The sequence below is a fragment of the Nonomuraea africana genome (genome assembly GCF_014873535.1).
Taxonomy (GTDB): domain Bacteria; phylum Actinomycetota; class Actinomycetes; order Streptosporangiales; family Streptosporangiaceae; genus Nonomuraea; species Nonomuraea africana.
Genome location: NZ_JADBEF010000001.1, coordinates 4,612,004 through 4,635,215 on the forward strand (window position 1 = coordinate 4,612,004; position 23,212 = coordinate 4,635,215).

Genomic DNA, 23,212 nt, shown 5'->3' on the forward strand with positions numbered 1-23,212 from the left:
CGTGGGTAGAAACCCTCGGAAAGTCATCGACTTCGGGGGGATTCAGATGACCAGCGGACATCCGCACGAGACCGCGCGCGACTTCATGAACCCGGGTGTGGAGTGCATCGCCGCGCACGAGACCCTGGACAGGGCGGCGCAGATGATGCGCGACATGCAGGTCGGCGCGCTGCCCATCTGCGGCGACGACGACAGGCTGAAGGGCATCATCACCGACCGCGACATCGTCGTGAAGTGCATCGCCGAGGGGCGTGACCCGTCGCAGGTGACGGCGGCGCAGCTGGCCACTGGGCTGGTCTGGGTGGCGGCCGACGCCTCCATCGAGGAGGCCCTGACGCGCATGGAGGAGAACCAGATCAAGCGGCTCCCGGTGATCGAGAACCACCGCATCATCGGCATGATCACCGAGGCCGACCTGGCCAAGCACCTGCCCGACGACAAGCTCGCCGAATTCGTGCACCGGATCTACGCGCCCGAAACCGCCTTCGAGTGATCCTGACGTGACGGCGGGCGGCGAAGTCCCGCGGGGGCAAGCGTGATGGACGGACGGCCACCGGTGACCCCGGTGGCCGTGTTCTTGCGTGCCGTACGGAAAGAGAGATCAGGCGTAGTGGCAGTGGACGTGGCCGGCCACCTCGTCGGCGGCGCTCTGCCCGTACGCGGCCGCGAAGCGGTCGAGGAAGACCCGCTGCCCGAGTTCGTACTCCTGGCAGCCCACGCGCTCCAGCACGTGCGTGGCGGTGAGGTTGCCGACCTGACCGGCCCGCTCGATCGACAGGCCCCAGGCGACACCGGACAGGAATCCGGCCCTGAACGCGTCGCCCACGCCCGTGGGGTCGGCCTTGCCCAGCTCGGGCGCGGGGGTCACGTGGGTGGAGGGCTCGCCCTTGCGGTCGATGACCGCGCCCTTCGGGCCGAGCGTGGTGACGCGCACGCCGACCCTGTCGAGGACCTCGGCGTCCGACCAGCCGGTCTTCTGCTCGATGAGCCCCTTCTCGTAGTCGTTGGAGAACAGGTACGCCGCGCCGTCGACCAGCTGGCGGATCTGCTCGCCCGTCATGCGGGCCAGCTGCTGGGAGGGGTCGGCGGCGAACTGGATGCCGCGCTGGCGGCACTCGTCGGTGTGGCGCAGCATCGCGTCGGGGTCGTTGGGGCTGATCAGCACCAGGTCGAGCCCGCCGACGCGGTCGGCGATGGGCTGCAGCTCGATCAGCCGCGCCTCGGCCATCGCGCCGGTGTAGAAGGAGGCGATCTGGTTGTGGTGCTCGTCGGTGGTGCACAGGAAGCGCGCGGTGTGGTGGGTCTCGGAGATGTGCACCGAGCCGCAGTCGACCCTGTGCCGCTCCAGCCACGAGCGGTAGTCGGCGAAGTCCGCGCCGACCGCGCCCACGAGAATCGGGTCGAGGCCGAGACAGCCCATCCCGAAGGCGATGTTGGCCGCGCAACCACCACGCCTGACCTGCAGGTCGTCGACGAGGAACGACAGGGATACCCGGTCGAGCTGGTCGGCGATGAGCTGGTCCCCGAAACTGCCGGGGAAGGTCATCAGATGGTCTGTCGCGATGGAGCCGGTGACGGCGATGCGCACGGGATTCTTCTTCCTCGTTGTCAGCAAGCCAATGAGCCCCAAGAGAATACGCGAAGGTCCCGCCCGCACAAAGACGGACGGGACCTTGCGACGCCTGCTAGTTGAACGAGTCGCCGCAGGCGCAGGAGCCCGTGGCATTGGGGTTGTCGATGGTGAAGCCCTGCTTCTCGATCGTGTCGACGAAGTCGATGGTGGCGCCGATGAGGTACGGAGCGCTCATCCTGTCGGTGACGACACCGACACCGTCGAAGTCGGACACGATGTCGCCGTCCATCGAACGGTCGTCGAAGAAGAGCTGGTAGCGCAGACCGGAACAGCCACCCGGCTGCACGGCCACGCGCAGCTGCAGGCCCTCTTCACCCTGCTGCTCAAGCAGGCTCTTGACCTTGGCCGCGGCCGCGTCGGTCAGGATCAGGCCCTGCGTCGTGGTCTCGCTGCTCTCAACCGTCATGTGCTGACTCCCGCGTCTGGATCAGCCGCAGTGTCACGGCTGTCTGTTTCTGACGTCCTACTCAGACGCTACCAACACCCGGGGACCTCCATGCATTCCGCTGCCGTCAGGTTGTCGGCAAGGGCCCGGAATAAATCCCCCCAAGCCGTGTGTCATCATTAGTCGTCACTTAGACGATAAGGGGGTACGGCCATGGCCACCCAGACAGGGCTGCCGCTCTTCGTCCTCGGGCAGGGCACCGATCCGCACAGCGAGAAGGGGGTCGACTGTCCCGGCGAGCTGCCCGCCGCCTCCGATCCCGATCTCGTGGAGCGGGCACGCAAGGCCAAGGAGGCGCTGGGCGACCGGCTGTTCGTCCTCGGTCACCACTACCAGCGTGACGAGGTCATCCAGTTCGCGGACGTCACCGGCGACTCCTTCAAGCTCGCGCAGCAGGCGGCGGCCCGTCCCGAGGCGGAGTACATCGTCTTCTGCGGCGTGCACTTCATGGCCGAGTCGGCCGACATCCTCACGGGCGACGCGCAGAAGGTGATCCTCCCCGACCTCGCGGCCGGCTGCTCGATGGCCGACATGGCGACCTTCGACCAGGTCGAGGAGGCGTGGGAGATCCTGGAGGACGCGGGCATCGCCGACGACGTGGTCCCGGTCACGTACATGAACTCCAGCGCCGACATCAAGGCCTTCTGCGGCAGGCACGGCGGCGCCGTGTGCACCTCCTCCAACGCGAAGCGGGCGCTGGAGTGGGCCTTCGAGCAGGGCGAGAAGGTGCTCTTCCTGCCCGACCAGCACCTCGGCCGCAACACCGCCGTGCTGGAGATGGGCCTGTCGCTCGACGACTGCCTGGTCTACAACCCGCACCGGCCGCCGTCCGCCGAGGAGCTGCGCCGGGCGAAGATCATCCTGTGGAAGGGCCACTGCTCGGTGCACGGCCGCTTCACCGCCGACTCGGTCGACGACGTACGGCGGCGCATCCCCGGCGTGAACGTCCTGGTCCACCCCGAGTGCAAGCACGAGGTCGTGCTGAAGGCCGACTACGTCGGCTCGACCGAGTACATCATCAAGCAGCTGGAGGCCGCCCCCGCGGGCTCGAAGTGGGCGATCGGCACCGAGCTGAACCTGGTCAAGCGGCTCGGCCAGATGTTCCCCGACAAGAGCGTCTCGTTCCTGGACAAGACGGTCTGCTACTGCTCGACCATGAACCGCATCGACCTGCCGCACCTGGTGTGGGCGCTGGAGTCGCTGGTGCTCGGCGACGTCGTCAACCAGATCACGGTCGACGCCGACACCACCCACTGGGCCAAGGTCGCGCTGGACCGCATGCTGGCCCTGCCGTAGCCCCGGGCGGCCCGCCGCTAGACGAGTGAGTACACCACCCGGACGTTGACCGACAGGTTCTGACGTCCGGGACTCACCGAGGATCGGTCCTCGGCGACCGCGCCCGCGAAGGTCAGGGGCTGCGGACCGCCCGTCACCTCGTCGCTGACGAGCACGACCTCGCCGAGCCGCCGGCCCGCCAGCTCGGCGAACTGCCTCGCCTTGGCCTGCGCGTCCCTGAAGGCGGCGGCGCGGGCCGCCTCCAGCAGCGCACCGGGATCGGACACCTCGAAGGAGATCCCGTTGAGCCTGACGTCCTCGCCGACCGCCACGGCGGCGTCGATGATCCGATCGGCCTGGTTCAGGTCGCGCACGACCGCCTCGACGCCCTGGGCGCCCCGGTAGCCGGACACCTTCGGGTAGGCCTCGTACTCGGGGCCGAGCGACAGCTCGTTCGTCCGCAGGTCCTTGGCCGCCACCCCGGCCGCGACCAGGGCGGCCGTGAGCTTGGCCGCGCCGGCCCTGACGGCCTTGAACGCCTCGCCCGCGCTGGCCGCGCGCACTTCGACGCCCGCCGACAGGCGCATGACGTCGGGCGCGGCCGAGACCACGCCCTCTCCGACGACCGATATCCGGTTCCTCGTCTCGTCCACAACCACCCTCGCAGGATCCGCGGCCGCCGCCATGACGGGTCCGCCGAGCATGCCCATCCCCGCGACCGCGACGGCCGAGGCCGCCAGCGCATAAGCCAGTCTCATCATGTGTGTCATGTCACCAGCCGGCCCCCGCGCCCCGCTGGATCGACCCGGCCGCTTGACTAGATCATGGAATGGTCGGCCCACCATCTCAGCAGTTTGGTCTCGCCCTCCAGGCGGTGCCGCTCGAGCTCGCCCCTCCGCCAGACCACCAGCAGCAGCTCGGCCGCGGTGTCGGTGTGCAGCGTCGCGGTCGCCCGCGCCGCCGAGCGCTCGTAGGCGAACCCCTCGGGCCCGAGCGTGATCAGCCACGCCGCGCCGGAGCCGGTCCGCCACGAGATCGTCTCCCCGTCGCCGGCCAGCTCGCGTACCTCGGGGCGCCACCGGCGCGCGTACGGCAGGACGTCCAGGAACTCCTCCACCCCGTCGATCGCCACGTCCTCGGCGATCCCGGGCGCCTCGCCCAGGGCCAGCGCCGCGTCGGCGTGGTGCACCACCGTCTCGTGGAGCTGCCTGCGCGACCAGAACCGCACGTGCCTGTCGCCGCCCCACGCCCACATCGGCGCGCCGGCGTCGTGCGCGGTCAGCGCCTCGTCCAGCAGTCCCGCCCCCTTGTGGAGCCATGCCGCCAGCTCCTCGGACGGCAGATCCGCGAACCCGGCCTCGATCGCCGTCCGGTCCAGCCGCTCGGACGCCAGGTCGCGCACCATCGACGCCGCCCACCGGTGGACAGCGCCGGTGTGCAGGACGAGCTGCCGCAGGTCCCACCCCGGGCAGGTCGGCACCGGCGTCGAGAAGTCGGCGCCCTCCACGGTGCGCGCCATCCGCTCGATCCGCGTGACCGCCGCCGCCGCGTGCCGCTCGTGCGTCCAGTCCACCATGCCGCCTCCCAGCGCCCGATCCGCTTCCCCGCCGTCCCCGTTCTCTTCGCTTCCCCGCCGATCGTGCCATCCCCACGCGAACCGGGCCACCCCGGTCACATGCGGTCACCTCCATCACGTTCAGTTACCCCGGTCACGTCCGGTAGCCCCGGCACGCGTGGCTCCTGACAGGCCTCGACCACCGCGGCGCGCCGCTCACCCTCGTCCGCCACTCCGACCAGGCGCGCGCCCAGGTCCGCGGCCAGCCGCGCGCGGCACTCGCCCGCCCCGCCCGTACTGATCACCGTCACCGGCACCGCGGGGAACGGATGCTCCCGCCTGACCTCCTCGAGATCGGCCGCCATCTCGCCTCTGGCCAGCCACTCCCCCACCGCGGCGGCGGCCACCCTGCCCGTGCGGTAGACGCCGTGGGGATCTACCATGCCCGTGCGCAGCCGGTGCGCCAGCGGGCCCAGCGCCCTGGCCACGGCGGCCGCCCCCCACGTGGCGCCGAGGGCGGGCGCCCATCTGCGCAGGCCGGCCGCCCACGCGGTGCCGGGGCCCGCCCCACAGGCCGGATCGATCAGGACCAGGCGCGCCACGCGCAGCGGATGCAGCCTGGCGAAGGCCTCGGCGTGCCAGGCGGCCACCGAGCGCGCCACGACCGTCGCGCGCTCCGAACCCGGGACGAGCGCGGCCAGGCGGGCGGCTTCGCCGTACAGGGTGGGCGGGGTGGTCACGGCGGGGCTGAGCCCGAGACCCGGGCGGTCGAAGCGGATGACGCGGTGGCCGTGGCGCAGGGTCTCGGCGACGGCGTCCCAGTGGAACCAGGCGCCCGCGGGACCCGAGCTGAGCAGCACGGGACGGCCCGCCCCTTCGCTGACGACGTGGAAGGGTCCGCTCTCCAGGGCGGGGGTGGCCTCGACCAGCAGCCGCGTGGCGAGGTAGAGCAGCCAGATGGCGATGAGCGTGACCTGGAGGCGCTGGGCGAGCCCCGCGTACCTGCCCACGGCGTCGGCGACGAGCGTGGCCATCGTGGCCGCGTACGTGGCGGCGGTGACCAGCCAGGCGAGCGGGCTGCGCCACCGCGCGCTGAGCAGCACCATCGCCACCAGCACGGCCGCGGTGGCGGCGACGCCCGCCGCCACGTGCGCCTGATGGGCGAAGGAGAGCGCCCCGCCGCAACCGGCGCAGTCGAGAGGGAACAGCCCACCGACGGCGGTGCAGAGGCCGAACAGGGCCATCGCCAGCCAGCCCTGCCACTCCTCCCGCACCCTGACCACGAGCGCGACCCCGGCCAGGCAGGTCAGGCCCGCGACAGTGTCGCAGAACCTGAACAGGACCGACCACTCCTGGTCGCGGGCGGCCAGCCGGCTGACGAAGCCGTGCAGCCTGTCGAGCCCCTCGCTGGTGAACTGGCCCGGCATCCACGCGCTGGAGAAGACGGCCGCGACGACGAACGCGCAGGCGGCTGCCAGGTCGAGTCGTCGCTCCATGTGATCATTAGATCACCAGGGGTGCGGACCGCCGATCACCGGGTCACGGGTCACAGGCCGGGCGCGCCCCAGACGGGGAACCAGCGCGCGAGATCCTCCTCGATCCTCAGCTCCTCCGCGAGCGCGCCGCGGGCCTGCAGCTCCAGCGCGTTGTCCCGGTGCTGTCCGCCCAGCGGCGCGAAGGGATAGAACGTGCCGCGCTTGTAGAGATAGACGATCGCCAGCCGGCGGCCCCGGGGATCGGCGAACGCCACCAGCGAGCACAGCAGGGAAGGACCGAAGCCGGCGTCCTCCAGCGAGGAGTTGACGGCGTGCAGTTCGGTGACGAGGTCGGTGACCGCGTCAGGGGCGCGCCTGACCAGCAGCCACGTGTAGCCGTAGACGTCCGTAGACTCCTCCACCCGCTCGCCGAGCAGCGCCTTGACGTCGCCCTGGAGCGTGGCGAACGCGCCGCCCTCCGCCGCCCTGAAGCTCACCGAGCCCTCCCCGGTCGGCGCCAGGCCCGTGGCGGCCTGCAGCGTGACGGCCGCGGAGGGCAGCGCGAACAGCGCGTCGAGGTTGGGTTCGGCCTGCTTGGTCCTGCCGAGAATCACATCGAGCCAGCCCATCGCTCAGCCCCTCCCTAGTTGTGCGGAGATCTTCGCCAGGTTCTCCAGCCTGCGCTGGAGCGGCGGGTGCGTTGAGAACAGCGTCGCCAGCGTCTCTCCCTGCTTCAGCGCGGGAGCGAAGTAGAAGGCGTTGAACGGCTCGGCCTCGCGCAGGTCGCGCGTCGGGATCCTGGCCATCTCGCCGCTCACCTTGGTCAGCGCGCTGGCCAGCGCGGACGGCTGCTGCGTCAGCAGCGCCCCCGCCCGGTCGGCGGCCAGTTCCCTGTACCGCGACAGGGCCCGGGTCAGCAGGAAGCTGACGGCGTAGACCAGTATCGAGACCAGCATGACGATCAGGCCGATGGGCAGCCCGCCCTGGTTGTCGCGGCGGCCGCCGAGCCCCGAGTAGAGGGCGAACCTCGTCATGAGGCCCGCCACGATGCCGAGGAAGGAGGCGATCGTCATGACCGCGACGTCGCGGTGCGCCACGTGCGACAGTTCGTGGGCCAGCACGCCTTCGAGCTCCTCGGGCTCCAGGCGGCGCAGGATGCCGGTCGTCACGCAGACGACGGCCTTCTTCTGGTTACGGCCGGTGGCGAAGGCGTTCGGCAGGTCGGAGTCGGCGACGGCCACCCTCGGCTTGGGCATGTCGGCCATCGCGCAGAGCCTGTCGATCAGGCCGTGCAGCTCGGGCGCCTCCTGCGGCGAGACCTCCCGCCCGCCCATCGCGAACAGGGCGATGCGGTCGGACAGGAAGTACTGCGCCAGGAGCATGACACCGGCGATCAGCAGCACGCTCAGCGCCCGCACGCCCAAGGCGATGAGGGCGCCGACGAAGACGACGTAGAGCAGCCCGAGCAGGAACATCGTCACGACCATGCGGCTGGTGAGGCCGCGGTCGGACGCGAACCGGGTGCTCACGGGCTAACCCGGGATGAGCCCCGAGTCGCCCAGCATCTCCCGGACCTCCTCGATCGAGGCGTCCGCGGGGGGAAGGATCAGCTCAGACGGCTCCAGGCTGTCGTCAGGCAGCGCCTTACCGACGTGGCGCACCTTGTCGAGCAGAGCGTGAAGCTTGTCGCGGAACTCGGGCTCGTCGTCGGCCTCGATGGCCGCCTCGAGCTCGCTGTCGAGCTCGTTGAGCACGCCGAGGTCGCCGTCGGCGATCTGCACCTGGCCCTCGCCCATGATTCTGACGATCATGCGGGCTCCCCGGGCTGGCGCAGCTGCTGGGTCTGCGACTGCGGCTGGGCCTGCGGCTGCCCCTGCTCGAGGGAGGGCTGGGGCGCGGGGCCCTGACCGAGCTCGGCCTTCATCCTCGCGAGCTCGAGCTCGACGTCCCTGCCGCCGCCCATGCGGTCGAGCTCGGCCTGGATGTCGTCGTTGCGGCTGCCGCTGAAGTCGTCGAGGGCGCCGCTGGCCAGCAGCTCGTCGATGGCTCCCGCGCGGGCCTGCATCTGCGCCGTCTTGTCCTCGGCCCGCTGGATGGCGAGACCGACGTCGCCCATCTCCTCGGAGATGCCGGAGAACGCCTCGTTGATGCGGGTCTGCGCCTCGGCCGCGGTGTAGGTGGCCTTGATGGTCTCCTTCTTGTGACGGAAGGAGTCGACCTTGGCCTGGAGCCGCTGGGAGGCCGTGGTGAGCTTCTCCTCCTCGGCCTGCAGGTTGTCGTGCTGGACGCGCAGGTCGGCGATCTGGGTCTGCAGGCTGGAGCGGCGGCTCAGAGCCTCACGCGCCAGGTCCTCGCGACCCACCGACAACGCCTTGCGCCCCTGGTCCTCGAGACGGGAGGACTGCTGCTCGATCTGGTTGATCTGCAGCTCCACCCGCTTGCGCGACGTGGCGACGTCCGCCACACCCCTGCGCACCTTCTGCAGCAGCTCCAGTTGCCGCTGGTAGGAGTAGTCAAGGGTCTCGCGCGGATCCTCCATTTTGTCCAGGGCCTTGTTGGCCTTGGACTTGAAGATCATCGAAAGTCTCTTCATCACGCTCATGCGCGTCGGCCGTCCCCTTCTTAGGTCGTGCTGTGGTCACCCAGTGCAGCGCAGCCGCCTTGGGATTACCCTACGCATAACGCACGGGGGCGTCACTAAGTTGCACTCCAGGTAGGGTTGACACTGTGTTGCGTCGCCGTTCCCAGACCTCAGTGGACGATTCCCCCGTCCCCACTGACGATCCTAAGCCCCAGGGCAAAGGACGTCCCACTCCGAAGCGCCGTGACGCCGAGGGGCGTCGGCGCCAGCCTGTGACCGCTCCAGCCAACCGCAAAGACGCCTACAAGCAGATGCGGGCCAGGCAGGCGGCCGACAGGGACAAGGCCCGTCAGGGCATGATGCGCGGCGAGGAGCGTTACCTCCCCGCCCGCGACAAGGGCCCCGTGCGCAAGTTCGCCCGCGACTGGGTCGACTCGCGCCGCGTGGTCAGCCAGTACTTCCTGCCGTTCTCCCTGGTGATCCTGCTGCTGACGTGGATCCCCTTCCCGCCCGAGATCCGCAACTGGGTCTACTTCGGAGTCATCACGATCGGCTGGCCGATCATGATGGTCGGCGTGCTCGCCACCTCCGTGTGGGTGTCATGGAAGGTGAAGAAGCTCGCCGCGGAGAAGTTCCCCGGCGAGAACCTCAAGGGCATCGGCTTCTACGCGGCCATGCGGGCCCTGCAGATCCGCAGGCTCCGCTTCCCTCCGCCGCAGTTCCTGCCCGGCGGCAAGCCCGTGCCGCCGAAGGCCTGACCCTTTCTCGCCGTACGGCCCGCGTCCCCGATGGACGCGGGCCGTACGCGTGTCGCGCATCAGCCGTCGGCGCGCTCCCAGCGGAGAGCTCCGCGGACCACCCGGGGCCGCCAGCCGTCGACCTCACCTCCGTCGCGCAGCGCGTCGGCGTTGGCACGCAGCAGGGCGAGATAGGACGGCGCGCGGCCGAAGCCGACCCCTCCGATCGTGTCGTCCCAGCCGATGTCGCCCTCCTGGGAGTCGATCAGGGCGTACTCCTGATGCTCGCTGTTCCTGTCGGGGAAGTGCAGGAAGGGGATCATGCGGCCGTTCCAGTACTCCAGGCGCGGTTCGGGGTCCTCCACGGTGGGGAAGTGGTGACACAGAAACCGCCACGTATCGCGAATCCCCCTGACACCGAGGCCCGAGGCCTCCCCCGGTCCGAAGGCCATCGAGCCGTCGTGGCGCAGCAGTGAGGCGCGCAGGTCGTCGGGGAAGCGCAGGCCCGTCTGTGCTTCGGCCACCGCGATGGTCCGCGCTCTCGCGGGGCCGCGCAGCGCGGCGTGGGTGACGGGCGCGTGCTTCTTGAGCCATCGCTCGACGCGCAGCCACTCCGCGTCCACCTCGCGCTTCACCGCAGGGTCGAGGGGGCGGATCACCGCCCGGCGCTTCTGCGGGGAGCAGGCGGGGTCACGCGTCGGCGCCGGGGTGGGCGTCGGCTCGGGCACGAGCGCGACAGTCGCCTCCGACTGTGGGACAAGCCGGTCATACTCGGCCGCGGCGCTGGGCTCGCCGGTGAGGTTCGTGGCCACGACCAGGCCCAGGGCGCCGACGAGCACGCCCGCGGCCACTCCGGCCAGCAGTCCCCTGAGGAACCTGTTCTCCTCGCGGGGACGGTAGCGCTCAAGGTCTTCCTGGGTGGGGCGGCCCAGCACCGGCTCCTGGACCTCGTCCTCGTCGTGAGGAGTTCTTCTGTCGATCCTGATCGCGATCGCGGCGAGGACGGCGGCGGTCAGCGCCATCCGCAGGAGCTTGAGCACGCGCGGCACCCTATCCGACGTACTCCCAGACCAGCTCACCGGAGATCACCGTCGGCCGGTGGCCGCCGACGACACCTCCCGACTCCAGCGCGTCGGCGGTGTGCTTGAGCAGGGCGTGGAAGGACCGTGCCCACGGCTCGCCGGTGAAGTACATCGGACTGCCCTCCAGCGTCTCGCCCAGGTCGCCTCGTTCGGAGTCGAGCACCAGGTAGTCGCCTGAGCCGTCGGGGCCGACGGGGATCATCTGGCCGTCCCACAACTGGTCTCGCGGATCGCCGCCGTCGTCGTAGCCGTCCTCGCACAGGTGGCGCCAGGTGTCCCTGATCTCGCGGATGGTGGAGGCGTCGCGGCCGGGCAGGGAGAAGCCGCCGTCGTGCCGGAGGAGAGAGGCCCGCAGGTCGTCGGGGAAGCGCAGGCCCATCTGCGACTCGGCCACGGCGATCGTGCCCGCGCGCCCCGGGCGGCCGAGCTTCCCGTGGGACTTCGGCGCGTTCACGGCCAGCCAGCCCTCGATGCGCCGCCACTGCCGTTCGACCGCGCGCTTCACGCGGGGACGGACAGGCCGTACGGCGGGCGCGCTCCACTCGGGGCGACACGAGACGTCGCCCGGGGTGATGGCCTCGAACAGAAGCTCGGCCCGAGAGGGTGTCTCAAGCTCCACGCGCGTTTCGGCGTGCGGCTCCTTCTCTCTCACGACCGACGTGAAGCACTCGCCGTCCTCGTCCGGGCACGGAGGGAGCGACTCCCTCGCGATCGCTATGGCGGTCTTGCAGCTGCCGTCCAGATCCGCGCAGGAGAAGGGCTCGATGACCCCCGGTGTCACCTCGGGCGTCCACCTCCCTGGCTGCTCCCGCGGCTTGCCGAAGACCCACGCGTCCAGCGCGAGCGAGCCCGCCGCGAGAACCCCCAGCGCCACCCCCGCGATCATCCAGCGTGGCCGGCGCCGCCGTCCGGGTGCTTCCTCGGCCTGGCCCTCCCGCGTGACGCCCGCGTGGCGGCGGCGCAGCCGTACCGCGATGGCGGCCAGGATGGCGGCGGTCAGCGCGAGCCGTACAAGCTTCACCACGCGGGGCACACTATCCCGAACCGATACAGTCGTGTGCATGGAATTCCGTCACCTCGGCCGCAGCGGTCTCCTCGTCAGCGAGATCAGCTACGGCAACTGGATCACCCACGGCTCCCAGGTCGAGGAGGACGCCGCCAAGGAGTGCGTGAAGGCGGCCCTCGACGAGGGGATCACGACTTTCGACACCGCGGACGTCTACGCGGGCACCAGGGCCGAGGAGGTCCTGGGCAGGGCGCTGAAGGGCGTCAGGCGCGAGTCGCTCGAGATCTTCACCAAGGTCTACTGGCCCACGGGCCCCGGCCCCAACGACCGCGGCCTGTCGCGCAAGCACATCACCGAATCGATCCACGGCTCGCTGCGCCGCCTGCAGACCGACTACGTCGACCTCTACCAGGCGCACCGCTTCGACTACGCGACGCCGCTCGAGGAGACCCTTAAGACCTTCGACGACCTCGTCCGTCAGGGCAAGGTCCTCTACGTCGGCGTCAGCGAGTGGAACGCCGAGCAGATCGCCCAGGCGCTGAAGATCGCCGACGAGATGGGCTTCGACCGCATCGTCTCGAACCAGCCGCAGTACTCCGCCCTGTGGCGCGTCATCGAGTCGGAGATCGTGCCGCTGAGCGAGAAGGAGGGCGTCAGCCAGATCGTCTGGTCGCCCATCGCGCAGGGCGTGCTCACCGGCAAGTACCTGCCCGGCCAGCCCGTCCCCGCGGGCTCGCGCGCCACCGACGCGACCGGCGCGAAGATGATCGACAGGTTCATGGACGACGACGTGCTGACCCGCGTCCAGAACCTCAAGCCCATCGCCGCCGACCTGGGGCTCAGCATGGCCCAGCTGGCGATCGCCTGGGTGCTGCAGAACCCGAACGTCGCCAGCGCGATCGTCGGCGCCACCAAGCCCGAGCAGGTGCGCGACAACGTCAAGGCCTCGGGCGTCAAGCTCGACGCCGAGGTGCTCACGAAGATCGACGACGTGCTCGGCCCGATCGTCGAGCGCGACCCGGCCAAGACGGTCAGCCCGGCCACCCGGCCATAGCGATTACGCATGAAAAGAAAAACCCCTTGGCTCCCAAGGGGTTTTTCTTTTCACTCGGTCCGCAGCGACATTCCCGAATACTCAACCCGGTCCTCGTCGAGCAGCGCGACCTGTTCGACCCCCAATTCCAGCAGGTCACGGTAGTTCTCGCCGAGCCACGACTCAGCATCGGCCTGGCTCGGGAAAACCTCACGAGGCAAGGGCCGATCGGTCACCTCACCACCATTCGCGTTTTCATAACGCCAACGCCATGTCATGCCATACGCTCCTTTTCCGCGGGATCGCCCGAGCTTTAATCGGCACCCCGCACCATACCCCTGGAGCACCCCTGGAGCATGGGAGGTCGATCGATGCTGCGCGCATTCGGGCTCGCCTGGGCGGCGGCGCTTTTCGCCGCCACCCCCGCCCTCGCCGATCCGGCGCCCGCGGGACCCGATCCGAACGCCGTCCGCGTGTGGAGCTACTGGCAGAGCGACGGCACCGCCTGGCTGTCGGGTCAGGCGGGTACGGCCGCCCGCGACGGATCGGTGATCGGCTGGCGCTTCGCGGCCACGCCCGACGGTTCGGCGGCCGAGTCTCCCGGCGGTGACCTGCCCGCCTTCGACCGGATCTGCGGCAAGGAGCCCGCCGCCTCGGGACACCAGCGGGTCGCCGTCGTGGTCGACTTCGGCGACGCCGAGACCGACGCCTACCCCGGTGAGCAGCCGCCCGGCGCGCTCACCAGGTGCGTCAGCGGCGCCGAGGGGGCCACGGGCGTGGACCTGCTCGCCCTGGCCGCCCAGGTGCGCGCGGAAGGCTCGGACACCGTCCTCGCGGTCAACGACTACCCCGCCAGGGCGAAGGGCGGCTCCGAGGTCGCCGCGCCGCCCTCGGTCCCGGCCGACGGCGGCCTTCCCGTGCTGTGGCTCGCGGGCGGCGCGGGCGCCGCCGCGCTCCTGGCCGGAGGGGTCCTCGTGGCGCGCCGTTCCCGCAGGCGTGCCACGCTGTAAGACGTGCTTGTCAGGTTCATCGGTACGGCGGGGCGCGACGGCTGGCCCGCGCCGGGCTGCTCGTGCGTCTCGTGCGCGGCGCTCCCACCCGGATCACGGTCGCCGCTGGAGGTGGTGGTCGACGGGGTGCTCAGGCTGCCGGGTGAAGCGCTCCCGGCCGGCTACCACCTCGACGGCCCCGTCATCGTCACCCCGGACGGCTCCCGCCTCCTCCTCCACCCGCCCCTCTCTCCCGCGCCACCTTCCCCGTCACCGCTTTCCCCCTCGACACCTACACCCTCGCCGCCCTCCCCCTCGGCATCTCCCGCGGGGCTCTCGGCGCCACCCGCTCATCTCTCCGCGCCATCCGCTGATATCTCCGGGCCGCCCGCCCCTTCTGGATCGCCCGCCCAGGTGTCGCCCACCCACGGCCCTCCCAGCCCGGGACCTCCCAGCCCGGGATCTTCCACCCAGGGACCTCCCGCCCCGGGCTCTCCCACCCAGGGACCTCCCGCCCAGGGCGGCGATCTCTCGCGGGACGTCGGGTGCGACCTTGTGCTGGTCGATCTGATGGGCGACCCATTCGTCCTCGGCGACCTGCGCAGGCGCGGGCTCGTCACCTCTTCGACCCATGTGATCGCCGTCGGCCTCGACCACCGCGTGCGGCCCGAGGAACTGGACAGGCGGCTGGCCCTGTGGGGGGCGCGGGCCGTACCTGACGGCACCGTCCTGGACACCGCCGTGACCCCCGAGCCCACGCCCGCCCCCGCGCGGCGCACGTTGCTGCTCGGCGGCTCGCGGTCGGGCAAGTCGGCCGAGGCCGAGCTCCGGCTGGCCGCCGAACCCCACGTCACCTACGTCGCCACGGGTCCCTCGGGCCACGGCGACCCCGAGTGGGCCGCACGCGTCGCCGCCCACCGCGCGAGGCGTCCCGCGCACTGGGCAGTAGAGGAGACCACCGGGCTGGCCGAGGCGATCACGCGGGCCACGACGCCGCTGCTGGTCGACGGACTCGGCACGTGGCTGGCGGCCATGTTCGACGAGGCCGGCGCGTGGGAGGAGCCCTCCCGCCGAGACGAGGTCGTACGGCACTGCGACGAGCTCGTCGAGGCGTGGCGCTCGACCAGGCAGCGCGTCGTCGCGGTGTCGGACGAGGTCGGACTCGGCGTCGTCCCCTCCACCTCGAGCGGACGCGCCTTCCGCGACCTGCTCGGCCGCCTCAACCAGCGAGTGGCGGCCGAGTCCGAGAACGTCGCCCTCGTCGTGGTGGGCCGCCTCCTGCCTTTGTAGACGCACCCGCGAGGACCCGGCCAGACCGGAGACACCCGCCCTTACCATCGCTCATCGCCAGGAGATCCGTGAGCCTCAGACTCCGACGACCTTGACGGTCTTTCCGCAGAGCTTGTACATGTCGTCCTCATCAGAGGTGAGGACGATCACTGGTCTGACCGCGCGCAGGGCGGTGGCGGCCACCACGGCGTCGATGGCGTACTTGTGGCCATGCAACCGGGCGTCGCGGAGGAGCGCGACCGCCTGCAGACAGACGTCCTCGGTCACCGGCTCGACCTTCAGCCGAGACAGATGCCATCTGAGGCGATCACTCTTCACCCGGACATCCTGAGCCTCGATCGGCGTCATCGCGCTGACCACTACCCGGAAGTCGTTGTCCTGGGCCTCGCGTACGATCGCGGTCACTCTCTGATCGGCCTCGCACCATCTCATGAGACCCTCGCAGTCGAGGACTACGGTGCCCGCGCTCAACTTGCTTCGTGCGCGCGCCATCCGCCCTCTTCCTGAAGTTCAGGTGCGACTTTCGCGCTGCGAAACAGCTCCGCCGCCTCATCGCGCAATGCCTGCGGGATCGGCCCGGAGGCGGCCTCGTTCGCCTGAAGCGCCTCCTCGAGGAGATCCCGCTCGATCTGACGTTCAACTGCGGCATCGACATAGGCGGAAATCCCGCGCGCTCCGACGCGTTGCCGGACCACCCGGATGGTCCCCTCGCGCAAGGAGACACTGACCTTGACCGCCGGGCCATCCCCCGGGGCGAACTCCCGCTCAGGCACACTCATGCGACCAGTTTACTACTCGAAGTAGTAAACTGTGGGGAAGTTCGCCTTCGTATAGATCGAGTGGTCGAACCCCACTCCTCCGTTGGGATCAGACCCGTCTGGCAGGAGCCCCACTCCGCTGGGTCACCTGGCTAGACGTTGGTGCCCCACCTGGGTGACGCCTCTCAGGATGCCGGGGCTCCTCAGAGTGGGCCTGAGGTGGCGTGCCTCGGAGGCAGCGCGCTACAGGAAGCACCCAACGCGGGGCCTCTCCGGAAGCGGGCGTTTCAGGGGCGGGGGGTGCGGACGGCGCGGGCCGACCAGCGGCCGTCCAGGCGGTCGACGCGCAGCTCGCGGCCGAAGCACTCCGACAGCGCCGCCTCGGTCAGCGTCTCCTCCACAGGCCCCGCCGCCAGGATGCGGGTGTCGCGCACGAGCAGCGCGTGCGTGGCCGTGGAGGGCACCTCCTCCAGGTGGTGCGTCACCGTCACCGTGGTCAGCCCGTCGCGTCCGGCAAGGTCCTCGATGGCGGTGACGAGGTCCTCGCGCGCGGGGAGGTCGAGACCGGCGAAAGGCTCGTCGAGCAGCAGGATCGCGGGGTCGGCCATGAGCGCCCTGGCCACCCTGATCCTGGCCCGCTCCCCCTGCGAGCACACCCTGAACAGCCGGTCGGCGAGATCCTTGCACCCCATGTCGGCGAGCAGGGCGTGCGCCCTGTCGTGCTCGGCCTGGCCGTAGCGGTCCCAGAGCGGGGCGCTGGTGCCGGTGTGCCCGGTGAGGACCACCGTGTGCGCGGTCGCGCCCTCCTCCTCCAGAAGGCTCTCGTCCACGAGGCGCTGGCTGGCGGCCACCAGGCCGATGTCCCTGCGCAGCTCCCTGAGGTCCACCCGGCCCAGCCGGCGACCCAGGACGGTGGCCGCGCCCTCGGTCGGGTGCCGTACCGCCGCCGCCAGCGACAGCAGCGTGGTCTTTCCCGCCCCGTTGGGACCGAGGATCACCCAGTGCTGCCCGTAGGCCACCCGCCAGTCGATCCCCGCCAGCAGCGTCCTGCCGACCACCTTGACACTGACACCTTCGAGTTCCACGGCATGCATCCGGCCACCCTAACGACCACCGACTCCCCAACAGGCCCGGGGGTTCGGGATGCCCGCGCTCGAGAGCCCGGCGGATGCATAGGCACGGGGTGCGGGCCTGCGGATGAGGGCGCGGAGGGATGGTGGGGGCTGGTGGGGGTCGTAGGATCGGCGGTCATGGCTGGGTGGGGGGCGGGGCTTCGGTTCTCGGTGGGGACGCTGAGCGTGTTCCCCGTCCGGGTGGATCGGGTCGACCGCGAGGTGGCCGGCCAGGCGATGGTGCTCGCGCCGGCGGTCGGGCTCGCGCTCGGGTCGGTGAGCTGCCTGCCGCTGCTGGTGTCCGGCTCCGGACTGCTCGAAGCGGCGCTGGCGCTCGGGTTGCTCACGGTGCTGACCAGGGCGCTGCATCTGGACGGCCTGGCGGACCTCGCGGACGGCCTGGGCAGCGGGAAGCCCGCCGCTCAGGCGCTCGACATCATGAAAAAGTCGGATATTGGGCCGTTCGGGGTCGTCACGCTGGTTCTCACGTTGCTCGCCCAGGCCGCGGCCCTGGCGGAGGCGGGCCCCGTGGCGCTCCTGGCGGCGTGCGTGACCGGACGGCTGGCGCTCACCTGGGCGTGCGCCGTGGGCGTACCCTCCGCCAGGCCCGGCGGGCTCGGCGACATGGTGGCGGGCACCGTACGGCGCCGCACCGCGCTCCTCGTCACCCTCGCCGTGGTCGCCGTCGCGGCGCTGGCGGGCGTGCTGCTGTCGCGGGTGGTGCTTCCGCTCGCCGTCCTGGCCGGGCTGGGGGCGGCGCTGGCGCTGCTCCACCATGCACGGCGCAGGCTCGGCGGAATCACCGGCGACGTGCTGGGAGCGCTCGTCGAGACCGCGACAGCCGCCGTGCTCGTGGCGTGCGCGCTGCTGAGCTGACCGCCGGCGCCGCCCCAGCGGGCCGGCGGTACTCCGCCGACCCGACGGGCCAACCCGCCCGAGGGGATCCAATCCACCCGAGTGGATCCACCCCACCCGATGAGAGGTGACCCGGTTCAGCTGACCGGTTGCTCCTGCCGTACAGGGGCGAGCTTGAAGACCACAACGGCGAGGACGGCCAGCACCGCCCAGCCGACGAGTCCCGTGATGCCCGCGACCACCGTGTCGGGCGGCGCGGCCGCGTCGCCGAGCAGGAGCGCCAGCGACGCGGCAGGGTTGAGCACCGCGTGGCCGATCACCGCGGGCCAGACGCTGCCTGTGCGCAGCCGCAGCCAGCCGAACAGCATCCCGGCAGGCACGCAGAACCCGACGAAGAGCAGCGCCGCCCAGGGGCCGAGGCCCGGGTAGTTGTAGCCCAGCGCGGTCGCCGGAGCGTGCCAGAGACCCCAGATCACGCCGGACAGCACCAGCCCGCCGAACACCCCCCGCGCGGCCACCAGCCTCGGCAGCAGCCAGCCGCGCCAGCCCCATTCCTCGCCGAGCATGGGGATGAGGTTCAGGACGGGCAGGACCAGCGTCGAGACCACCACCTGGACGAGCAGCGCGGTGTGCGGGTCGTCGGGCAGGGGCATGCCCGTGGCGCGGATCGTGGTGGTGAACAGGCTCAGGCGGCCGAGGTCGAGCGAGACGAGCCCGAGGGCCGCGGTCAGCGCGAGCGTGCCGTACACGACCAGCGGGACGGCCGCCCAGGTCGCGAAGAACAGTGCGACGGTGCGGCCCCTGCGCGCGCCCAGGGTCAGGCCCGTCTCGCGGGCCCAGGCGCGGAACGGCGTGCGCCTGACCGCCCAGACGGCCAGCACGCCGAGCGTGGGGGTGAACATCATCAGGCCGACAAGGGGACCGAAGAGGGGGTCGGCCAGTCCGTCGCCGAGCCAGAGGGGAAGCGCGAACAGCCAGGCCAGGCCGTACGCGACGAGCAGGAAGAGAGGGATCACGAGCGGCTCCAGGCAGGAGGAACGGAGGGACGTCTGCTGCTGGAGGGGTGCGGGTCGGCGGGCAGGAAGGGCTCGTGGCGGTTGGTCATCGGCCGACGCGCTCCTCGAGGAGGGCGTTGAGCAGGGCGGCGCCGCGCGCGGCGTCGTCGACGCTGACGAGGAGCTGCCCGCCGGAGCGGTAGCGCAGCACCAGGCAGTCGCCGCCGCGCAGCATGATCGCCGCGCTGCCGGGCACGCCGCGCAGCCCCCAGCCGCCGACCTGGCTCGGGTGGCGCACCTCGGACCAGGCGCTCTCGATCTTCGAGAGCCTGATCCTGCGCACCGGCCAGCCGAGGGGGCCGAAGCCGATCGCGACGCCGTCCTCGGTGATCCGCACGGTGGCGGAGGAGGTGGCCAGCCCGGCCACCAGGACGAGCGCCGAACCGCCGAGCAAGGCGGAGGCGGGGCCCTCCATCAGCCCCATCAGCGTGAACACGCCCAGTGCGAGCGTCAGGACGCCCGCGCCCACCGCGAGCGCGACCAGCCAGACGTTGGTGACCCTGCTGACCCACACGGAGCGCTGTCCCGCCCTGAGCCGCAGGCGGGGAGCGGCCTCGTTCCGCGGCCGCTCCTGGTCGGGCGCGCCCCTGAACAGGAAGCCCGCCAGGACGCCGGCGGCGGCCGCCACCGCCATGGTGGCGGCGACGCCCCAGCCGGCGGGCCTGGCCAGGGTCCAGTCGGCGACGTCGAGGTTGGCCTGGAGGATCGACAGCTCCATGCCGATCACGAACAGGCCCCAGCCGAACAGGAAGCCCCACCAGTAGGCACGGCTCAGTCTGCGCTCGAAGGCCCTGCCGTGCAGGACGACGCCCACCATGACCGCCAGCGCCACGAGCGCCATGGCCACGGTGAACAACAGGTTCTGGGTGAAGGAGAGGGAGTTGTCGGGCCCCGCGTCGCTCCAGTGCGTCGCGAGCGGGTCGGGAAGTCTGTCACGGAGGGCGAGGGGGACGCCCACGAGAACCGTGGTGACGAGCAGCCCCCACATCCCTGCTGCGGTCAAGGCCCTGTTCATGGCAGCTCCTTCAATACGTCGATGAGGTCGTCGCGGCTGTAGCCGTACTTCTTCGCCTCCTCGAGCAGGTCGCGCGCCCGCTGGACGATCAGGGCGCGACCGGTCGATCCACCCGCCACACTCACCCCTCTGCCTCTCCTGAACTCCAGGAGGCCCTCGTCGCGCAGGTCGCGAAGGGCGCGAAGGACGGTGTTGGCGTTGATGCCGAGCGCGTCGGCGAGGTCCCTGGCCGGAGGGAGGCGATCCCCAGCCATGTAGGAGCCGTCGCCGATGGCGCGCCTGATCGCCCCCGCCACCTGCTCGTGCAGGGGGCGAGGGTCGTTGAGATCAAGGGTGAGCAACATGGTGCTATCAACAGTAGCACCATTTTGATGGGCGGTATTGGTAGGATGAACCCCTGTTTATGAATAAGCCGCCAACCGTGGATAGCATCGGTCTACGTGACCACTGTGCGGCTGAACTCAGCAGATCCCGTCTCGTTCGACACCGACGCCCTGGTCGTCGGATTCCTGTCCGGCCCACAGGGCCCGCGCTCCTCGATCGAGGCGGTCGACGGTGCCTTCGGCGCCGCGCTCGCCACTGTCGCCTTCACCGGCAAGGCCGGTGAACTGGCCAAGATCCCCACGTTCGGCGCCATCACCGCGCCGCTGCTGGTCGCCGTCGGTCTCGGTGAGTCCGCCGACCAGGAGGGGCTGCGCCGCGCCGCCGGCGCGGCCGTCCGCTCGCTCGCCGGCACCGCCCGCGCCGCGCTCGCGCTCCCCGCGTCCTCGGCGGAGGAGGCCGAGGCGGTCGCGCTGGGCGGCCTGCTCGGCGCCTACGGCTTCGACAAGTACCGCACCAACGGCGAGCAGAAGGCCCCCGTCGCCGAGATCGAGGTGCTGACCTCGGCCGGCGGTTCCGCCGAGCGCGTCTCGATCATCGCCGACTCCGTCTCGCTGGTCCGCGACCTGGTCAACACCCCGCCCTCCGACCTGTGGCCGGCCAAGTTCGCCGAGATCGCCGAGCAGGAGGGCGGCAAGGCCGGCCTGAGCGTCGAGGTGCTCGACGAGAAGCAGCTCAAGGAGGGCGGCTACGGCGGCATCATCGGCGTCGGCCAGGGCTCGGCCAACCCGCCGCGGCTGGTCCGCCTGGCCTACACCCACCCCGAGGCGGCCAAGACGCTGGCCTTCGTCGGCAAGGGCATCACCTTCGACTCGGGTGGCCTCTCGCTCAAGCCGTCCGCCGCGATGGACTGGATGAAGTCCGACATGGGCGGCGCGGGCGCGGTCTTCGGCGCCCTCGTCGGCATCGCCCGCCTCGGCCTCAAGGTGAACGCCGTCGGCTACCTCTGCCTGGCCGAGAACCTGCCGAGCGGCACCGCGACCCGCCCCTCCGACGTGCTGACCAGTTACAGCGGCAAGACCGTCGAGGTGCTCGACACCGACGCCGAGGGCCGCCTGGTCCTCATGGACGGCATCGCCCGCGCCGCGGAGGACGACCCCGACCTGATCGTCGACGTCGCCACCCTGACCGGCGCGCAGATCGTCGCCCTCGGCTGGCGTACGGCCGGCGTCATGTCCAACGACGACGCGGTCCGCGAGCACGTCGTCGAGGTCGCCAACGCCGTGGGCGAGGGCGCGTGGGGCATGCCGCTGCCCGAGGAGCTGCGCAAGGGCCTCGACTCCCCCATCGCCGACATCGCCAACCTCCAGCCCGAGCGCTGGGGCAGCATGCTGGCCGCCGGCATCTTCCTGAAGGAGTTCGTGCCCGAGGGCAGGCGCTGGGCGCACATCGACATGGCGGGCCCCGCCTTCAACAAGGGCGAGCCGCACGGCTACACCCCGAAGGGCGGCACCGGCGCCATCACCCGCACCCTCATCGGACTGGCCGAGAGGGCCGCAACGGGCCTTAACAAGTGAAAAGATGACGGCATCACCATCCGACAAGGAGCTTTCCTGTGGCCTACGACATCGTCGTCCTAGGTGGCGGTAGCGGTGGCTACGCCTGCGCCCTGCGGGCGGCAGAGCTGGGCAAGACGGTCGCGCTGATCGAGAAGGACAAGATCGGCGGCACCTGCCTCCACCGGGGTTGCATCCCCACCAAGGCCCTGCTGCACTCGGCAGAGATCGCCGACGAGACCCGCGAGAGCGAGGCCTACGGCGTCAAGGCCCGCTTCGACGGCATCGACGTGCCCGGCGTCCACGCCTTCAAGGACAAGATCGTCACCCGGGCCTGGAAGGGCGTTCAGGGCCTGCTGAAGTCGGCGGGCGTCACGATCGTCGAGGGCGAGGGCAAGCTCGTCGGCCCCAACCGCGTCCAGGTGGGCGCGGAGGTCTACGAGGGCGGCAGCATCGTCCTGGCCACCGGCAGCGCGCCCAAGTCGCTGCCCGGCCTGGAGATCGACGGCGAGCGCGTCATCACCAGCGAGCACACGCTGAAGATGGACCGCGTCCCCACCTCCGTCATCGTGCTGGGCGGCGGCGTCATCGGCGTGGAGCTGGCCAGCGTCTACCGCTCCTTCGGGGCCGAGGTCACGATCGTCGAGGCGCTGCCCCACCTGCTCCCGCTGGAGGAGGAGTCGAGCTCCAAGCTGCTGGAGCGGGCCTTCCGCCGCAGGGGCATCAAGTACGAGCTGGGCGTCTTCTTCGACAGCGTCAAGACCACCGACACCGGCGTGGTCGTCACTCTGGCCAACGGCAAGACCCTCGACGCCGAGCTGCTGCTGGTGGCCGTGGGCCGCGGCGCGGTCAGCGCGGGCATCGGCTTCGAGGAGCAGGGCGTCACGATCGAGCGCGGCGCCGTGGTCGTCGACGAACACTGCCGCACCAGCGTGCCGGGCGTCTACGCCATCGGCGACCTGATCCCGACCCTGCAGCTGGCGCACGCCGGCTTCGCCGAGGGCATCATGGTGGCCGAGCACATCGCGGGCCTCAACCCGCCGCCGATCGACTACGACGGCGTGCCGCGCATCACCTACTCCGACCCTGAGGTCGCCTCGGTGGGCATCACCTCCAAGCAGGCGGCCGAGCGGGGCATCGAGATCGTCGAGCAGGTCTACGACCTGGCCGGCAACCCCAAGAGCCAGATTCTCGGCACCTCGGGGGCCGTCAAGGTCCTCGCCCAGAAGGACGGCCCCGTCGTCGGCGTCCACATGGTCGGCCGCCGCATCGGCGAGCTCGTCACCGAGGGCCAGCTGATCTACAACTGGGAGGCCCTCCCCGCGGAGGTCGCCCAGCTGATCCACGCTCACCCGACCCAGTCCGAAGCCATGGGCGAGGCCATGCTGGCGCTGGCCGGCAAGCCCCTGCACGTCCACAACTAAGAACTCGAGGAAGAC

General features: G+C 70.9%; 27 protein-coding genes. 9 read left to right on the forward strand and 18 right to left on the reverse strand.

The annotated features are described in order from the left end of the window. Positions 1-46: 46 nt before the first annotated feature. The gene (locus H4W81_RS21775; protein ID WP_192776510.1) at positions 47-493 is read left to right on the forward strand and encodes a CBS domain-containing protein; all 447 of its coding nucleotides are present in this window, start codon (positions 47-49) and stop codon (positions 491-493) included. 108 nt (positions 494-601) lie between these two features. Here the strand turns inward: H4W81_RS21775 and H4W81_RS21780 are convergent, their stop codons facing one another. Both H4W81_RS21780 and erpA read right to left on the reverse strand, forming a co-directional pair. Then, complete coding sequence (locus H4W81_RS21780) at positions 602-1,588, reverse strand: carbohydrate kinase family protein (RefSeq protein WP_192776511.1); 987 nt, start codon at positions 1,586-1,588, stop codon at positions 602-604. A gap of 97 nt (positions 1,589-1,685) precedes the next feature. Then, on the reverse strand, positions 1,686-2,039 hold the full coding sequence (gene erpA, locus H4W81_RS21785) for an iron-sulfur cluster insertion protein ErpA (protein WP_192776512.1): 354 nt from the start codon (positions 2,037-2,039) through the stop codon (positions 1,686-1,688). Positions 2,040-2,231: 192 nt separating this feature from the next. Here erpA and nadA point away from each other — a divergent pair, with 192 nt between their 5' ends. After that, positions 2,232-3,374 (forward strand): quinolinate synthase NadA, encoded by a 1,143-nt coding sequence (gene nadA / locus H4W81_RS21790; RefSeq protein ID WP_192776513.1) that lies wholly within the window; start codon positions 2,232-2,234, stop codon positions 3,372-3,374. A 17-nt stretch (positions 3,375-3,391) separates the two neighbouring features. Here nadA and H4W81_RS21795 read toward each other — a convergent pair whose 3' ends face one another. The 7 genes from H4W81_RS21795 to H4W81_RS21825 form a co-directional block, all read right to left on the reverse strand. Continuing rightward, entirely contained in the window at positions 3,392-4,114 is a 723-nt protein-coding gene (locus H4W81_RS21795; protein WP_192776514.1) for an SIMPL domain-containing protein, read from the reverse strand. A 56-nt stretch (positions 4,115-4,170) separates the two neighbouring features. Continuing rightward, positions 4,171-4,929, reverse strand: a complete 759-nt coding sequence (locus tag H4W81_RS21800) for a maleylpyruvate isomerase family mycothiol-dependent enzyme (protein ID WP_192776515.1) — start codon at positions 4,927-4,929, stop codon at positions 4,171-4,173. Positions 4,930-5,024: 95 nt separating this feature from the next. Continuing rightward, complete coding sequence (locus tag H4W81_RS21805; RefSeq protein WP_192776516.1) at positions 5,025-6,404, reverse strand: DUF998 domain-containing protein; 1,380 nt, start codon at positions 6,402-6,404, stop codon at positions 5,025-5,027. 50 nt (positions 6,405-6,454) lie between these two features. Then, positions 6,455-7,012: a PspA-associated protein PspAB gene (gene pspAB / locus H4W81_RS21810; RefSeq protein WP_192776517.1), complete on the reverse strand. Its 558-nt coding sequence runs from the start codon at positions 7,010-7,012 to the stop codon at positions 6,455-6,457. A 3-nt stretch (positions 7,013-7,015) separates the two neighbouring features. After that, positions 7,016-7,912: a zinc metalloprotease HtpX gene (htpX, locus tag H4W81_RS21815; RefSeq protein WP_192776518.1), complete on the reverse strand. Its 897-nt coding sequence runs from the start codon at positions 7,910-7,912 to the stop codon at positions 7,016-7,018. A gap of 3 nt (positions 7,913-7,915) precedes the next feature. Further along, positions 7,916-8,194 (reverse strand): PspA-associated protein PspAA, encoded by a 279-nt coding sequence (gene pspAA, locus H4W81_RS21820; RefSeq protein WP_192776519.1) that lies wholly within the window; start codon positions 8,192-8,194, stop codon positions 7,916-7,918. Further along, the gene (locus tag H4W81_RS21825) at positions 8,191-8,985 is read right to left on the reverse strand and encodes a PspA/IM30 family protein (protein WP_192776520.1); all 795 of its coding nucleotides are present in this window, start codon (positions 8,983-8,985) and stop codon (positions 8,191-8,193) included. Before H4W81_RS21825 ends, pspAA begins: the two co-directional genes overlap by 4 nt. A gap of 152 nt (positions 8,986-9,137) precedes the next feature. On the opposite strand from H4W81_RS21825, the gene H4W81_RS21830 reads away from it, so the two are divergent. Beyond that, complete coding sequence (locus H4W81_RS21830) at positions 9,138-9,722, forward strand: DUF3043 domain-containing protein (protein ID WP_318782511.1); 585 nt, start codon at positions 9,138-9,140, stop codon at positions 9,720-9,722. A gap of 59 nt (positions 9,723-9,781) precedes the next feature. On the opposite strand, the gene H4W81_RS21835 is transcribed toward H4W81_RS21830, so the two are convergent. Both H4W81_RS21835 and H4W81_RS21840 read right to left on the reverse strand, forming a co-directional pair. Beyond that, on the reverse strand, positions 9,782-10,741 hold the full coding sequence (locus H4W81_RS21835) for an SMI1/KNR4 family protein (protein ID WP_192776521.1): 960 nt from the start codon (positions 10,739-10,741) through the stop codon (positions 9,782-9,784). Positions 10,742-10,751: 10 nt separating this feature from the next. Further along, positions 10,752-11,807 carry an SMI1/KNR4 family protein gene (locus tag H4W81_RS21840; protein ID WP_192776522.1) on the reverse strand — a complete coding sequence of 352 codons (1,056 nt, stop codon included), beginning with the start codon at positions 11,805-11,807 and terminating at the stop codon, positions 10,752-10,754. 37 nt (positions 11,808-11,844) lie between these two features. Between H4W81_RS21840 and H4W81_RS21845 the strand changes: the two genes are divergently transcribed. Next, positions 11,845-12,843 carry an aldo/keto reductase family protein gene (locus tag H4W81_RS21845; protein WP_192776523.1) on the forward strand — a complete coding sequence of 333 codons (999 nt, stop codon included), beginning with the start codon at positions 11,845-11,847 and terminating at the stop codon, positions 12,841-12,843. Between the two features lie 50 nt (positions 12,844-12,893). On the opposite strand, the gene H4W81_RS21850 is transcribed toward H4W81_RS21845, so the two are convergent. Then, positions 12,894-13,100: a hypothetical protein gene (locus H4W81_RS21850; protein WP_192776524.1), complete on the reverse strand. Its 207-nt coding sequence runs from the start codon at positions 13,098-13,100 to the stop codon at positions 12,894-12,896. Positions 13,101-13,193: 93 nt separating this feature from the next. Here H4W81_RS21850 and H4W81_RS21855 point away from each other — a divergent pair, with 93 nt between their 5' ends. Then, complete coding sequence (locus H4W81_RS21855; RefSeq protein ID WP_192776525.1) at positions 13,194-13,832, forward strand: SCO2322 family protein; 639 nt, start codon at positions 13,194-13,196, stop codon at positions 13,830-13,832. A gap of 534 nt (positions 13,833-14,366) precedes the next feature. Continuing rightward, on the forward strand, positions 14,367-15,101 hold the full coding sequence (locus H4W81_RS47435; protein WP_318781871.1) for a bifunctional adenosylcobinamide kinase/adenosylcobinamide-phosphate guanylyltransferase: 735 nt from the start codon (positions 14,367-14,369) through the stop codon (positions 15,099-15,101). A 75-nt stretch (positions 15,102-15,176) separates the two neighbouring features. Here H4W81_RS47435 and H4W81_RS21865 read toward each other — a convergent pair whose 3' ends face one another. The 3 genes from H4W81_RS21865 to H4W81_RS21875 form a co-directional block, all read right to left on the reverse strand. Then, positions 15,177-15,506 carry a type II toxin-antitoxin system VapC family toxin gene (locus H4W81_RS21865; protein ID WP_318781872.1) on the reverse strand — a complete coding sequence of 110 codons (330 nt, stop codon included), beginning with the start codon at positions 15,504-15,506 and terminating at the stop codon, positions 15,177-15,179. 62 nt (positions 15,507-15,568) lie between these two features. Next, on the reverse strand, positions 15,569-15,880 hold the full coding sequence (locus tag H4W81_RS21870; RefSeq protein ID WP_192776528.1) for a hypothetical protein: 312 nt from the start codon (positions 15,878-15,880) through the stop codon (positions 15,569-15,571). 266 nt (positions 15,881-16,146) lie between these two features. Beyond that, positions 16,147-16,953 carry an ABC transporter ATP-binding protein gene (locus H4W81_RS21875; protein ID WP_192776529.1) on the reverse strand — a complete coding sequence of 269 codons (807 nt, stop codon included), beginning with the start codon at positions 16,951-16,953 and terminating at the stop codon, positions 16,147-16,149. Positions 16,954-17,109: 156 nt separating this feature from the next. On the opposite strand from H4W81_RS21875, the gene H4W81_RS21880 reads away from it, so the two are divergent. Further along, entirely contained in the window at positions 17,110-17,847 is a 738-nt protein-coding gene (locus H4W81_RS21880) for an adenosylcobinamide-GDP ribazoletransferase (RefSeq protein WP_192776530.1), read from the forward strand. Between the two features lie 116 nt (positions 17,848-17,963). On the opposite strand, the gene H4W81_RS21885 is transcribed toward H4W81_RS21880, so the two are convergent. The 3 genes from H4W81_RS21885 to H4W81_RS21895 all read right to left on the reverse strand — a co-directional run bounded on the left by H4W81_RS21885 (position 17,964) and on the right by H4W81_RS21895 (position 20,240). Next, the gene (locus H4W81_RS21885) at positions 17,964-18,842 is read right to left on the reverse strand and encodes a CPBP family intramembrane glutamic endopeptidase (protein ID WP_318781873.1); all 879 of its coding nucleotides are present in this window, start codon (positions 18,840-18,842) and stop codon (positions 17,964-17,966) included. An 85-nt stretch (positions 18,843-18,927) separates the two neighbouring features. Next, on the reverse strand, positions 18,928-19,896 hold the full coding sequence (locus H4W81_RS21890) for an SdpI family protein (protein ID WP_192776531.1): 969 nt from the start codon (positions 19,894-19,896) through the stop codon (positions 18,928-18,930). Next, positions 19,893-20,240, reverse strand: coding sequence for a GntR family transcriptional regulator (locus H4W81_RS21895; protein WP_192776532.1), 348 nt, complete (start codon positions 20,238-20,240; stop codon positions 19,893-19,895). The genes H4W81_RS21890 and H4W81_RS21895 overlap by 4 nt, the downstream gene beginning before the upstream one ends. Positions 20,241-20,336: 96 nt before the next feature. On the opposite strand from H4W81_RS21895, the gene H4W81_RS21900 reads away from it, so the two are divergent. Further along, on the forward strand, positions 20,337-21,794 hold the full coding sequence (locus H4W81_RS21900) for a leucyl aminopeptidase (RefSeq protein ID WP_192776533.1): 1,458 nt from the start codon (positions 20,337-20,339) through the stop codon (positions 21,792-21,794). Between the two features lie 38 nt (positions 21,795-21,832). Further along, on the forward strand, positions 21,833-23,197 hold the full coding sequence (gene lpdA / locus H4W81_RS21905) for a dihydrolipoyl dehydrogenase (RefSeq protein WP_192776534.1): 1,365 nt from the start codon (positions 21,833-21,835) through the stop codon (positions 23,195-23,197). Positions 23,198-23,212 lie beyond the last annotated feature (15 nt).

Bases quoted from the DNA above. Each gene is read 5' to 3' on its own strand.
- H4W81_RS21800 (WP_192776515.1), bottom strand. From the start codon at position 4,929: ATGGTGGACTGGACGCACGAGCGGCACGCGGCGGCGGCGGTCACGCGG.
- H4W81_RS21880 (WP_192776530.1), top strand. From the start codon at position 17,110: ATGGCTGGGTGGGGGGCGGGGCTTCGGTTCTCGGTGGGGACGCTGAGC.
- H4W81_RS21825 (WP_192776520.1), bottom strand. From the start codon at position 8,985: ATGAGCGTGATGAAGAGACTTTCGATGATCTTCAAGTCCAAGGCCAAC.
- H4W81_RS21775 (WP_192776510.1), top strand. From the start codon at position 47: ATGACCAGCGGACATCCGCACGAGACCGCGCGCGACTTCATGAACCCG.
- H4W81_RS21845 (WP_192776523.1), top strand. From the start codon at position 11,845: ATGGAATTCCGTCACCTCGGCCGCAGCGGTCTCCTCGTCAGCGAGATC.
- pspAB (WP_192776517.1), bottom strand. From the start codon at position 7,012: ATGGGCTGGCTCGATGTGATTCTCGGCAGGACCAAGCAGGCCGAACCC.
- H4W81_RS21890 (WP_192776531.1), bottom strand. From the start codon at position 19,896: ATGAACAGGGCCTTGACCGCAGCAGGGATGTGGGGGCTGCTCGTCACC.
- H4W81_RS21805 (WP_192776516.1), bottom strand. From the start codon at position 6,404: ATGGAGCGACGACTCGACCTGGCAGCCGCCTGCGCGTTCGTCGTCGCG.
- erpA (WP_192776512.1), bottom strand. From the start codon at position 2,039: ATGACGGTTGAGAGCAGCGAGACCACGACGCAGGGCCTGATCCTGACC.
- H4W81_RS21870 (WP_192776528.1), bottom strand. From the start codon at position 15,880: ATGAGTGTGCCTGAGCGGGAGTTCGCCCCGGGGGATGGCCCGGCGGTC.
- pspAA (WP_192776519.1), bottom strand. From the start codon at position 8,194: ATGATCGTCAGAATCATGGGCGAGGGCCAGGTGCAGATCGCCGACGGC.
- H4W81_RS21855 (WP_192776525.1), top strand. From the start codon at position 13,194: ATGCTGCGCGCATTCGGGCTCGCCTGGGCGGCGGCGCTTTTCGCCGCC.
- H4W81_RS21875 (WP_192776529.1), bottom strand. From the start codon at position 16,953: ATGCATGCCGTGGAACTCGAAGGTGTCAGTGTCAAGGTGGTCGGCAGG.
- H4W81_RS21795 (WP_192776514.1), bottom strand. From the start codon at position 4,114: ATGATGAGACTGGCTTATGCGCTGGCGGCCTCGGCCGTCGCGGTCGCG.
- nadA (WP_192776513.1), top strand. From the start codon at position 2,232: ATGGCCACCCAGACAGGGCTGCCGCTCTTCGTCCTCGGGCAGGGCACC.
- H4W81_RS21850 (WP_192776524.1), bottom strand. From the start codon at position 13,100: ATGACATGGCGTTGGCGTTATGAAAACGCGAATGGTGGTGAGGTGACC.
- H4W81_RS21895 (WP_192776532.1), bottom strand. From the start codon at position 20,240: ATGTTGCTCACCCTTGATCTCAACGACCCTCGCCCCCTGCACGAGCAG.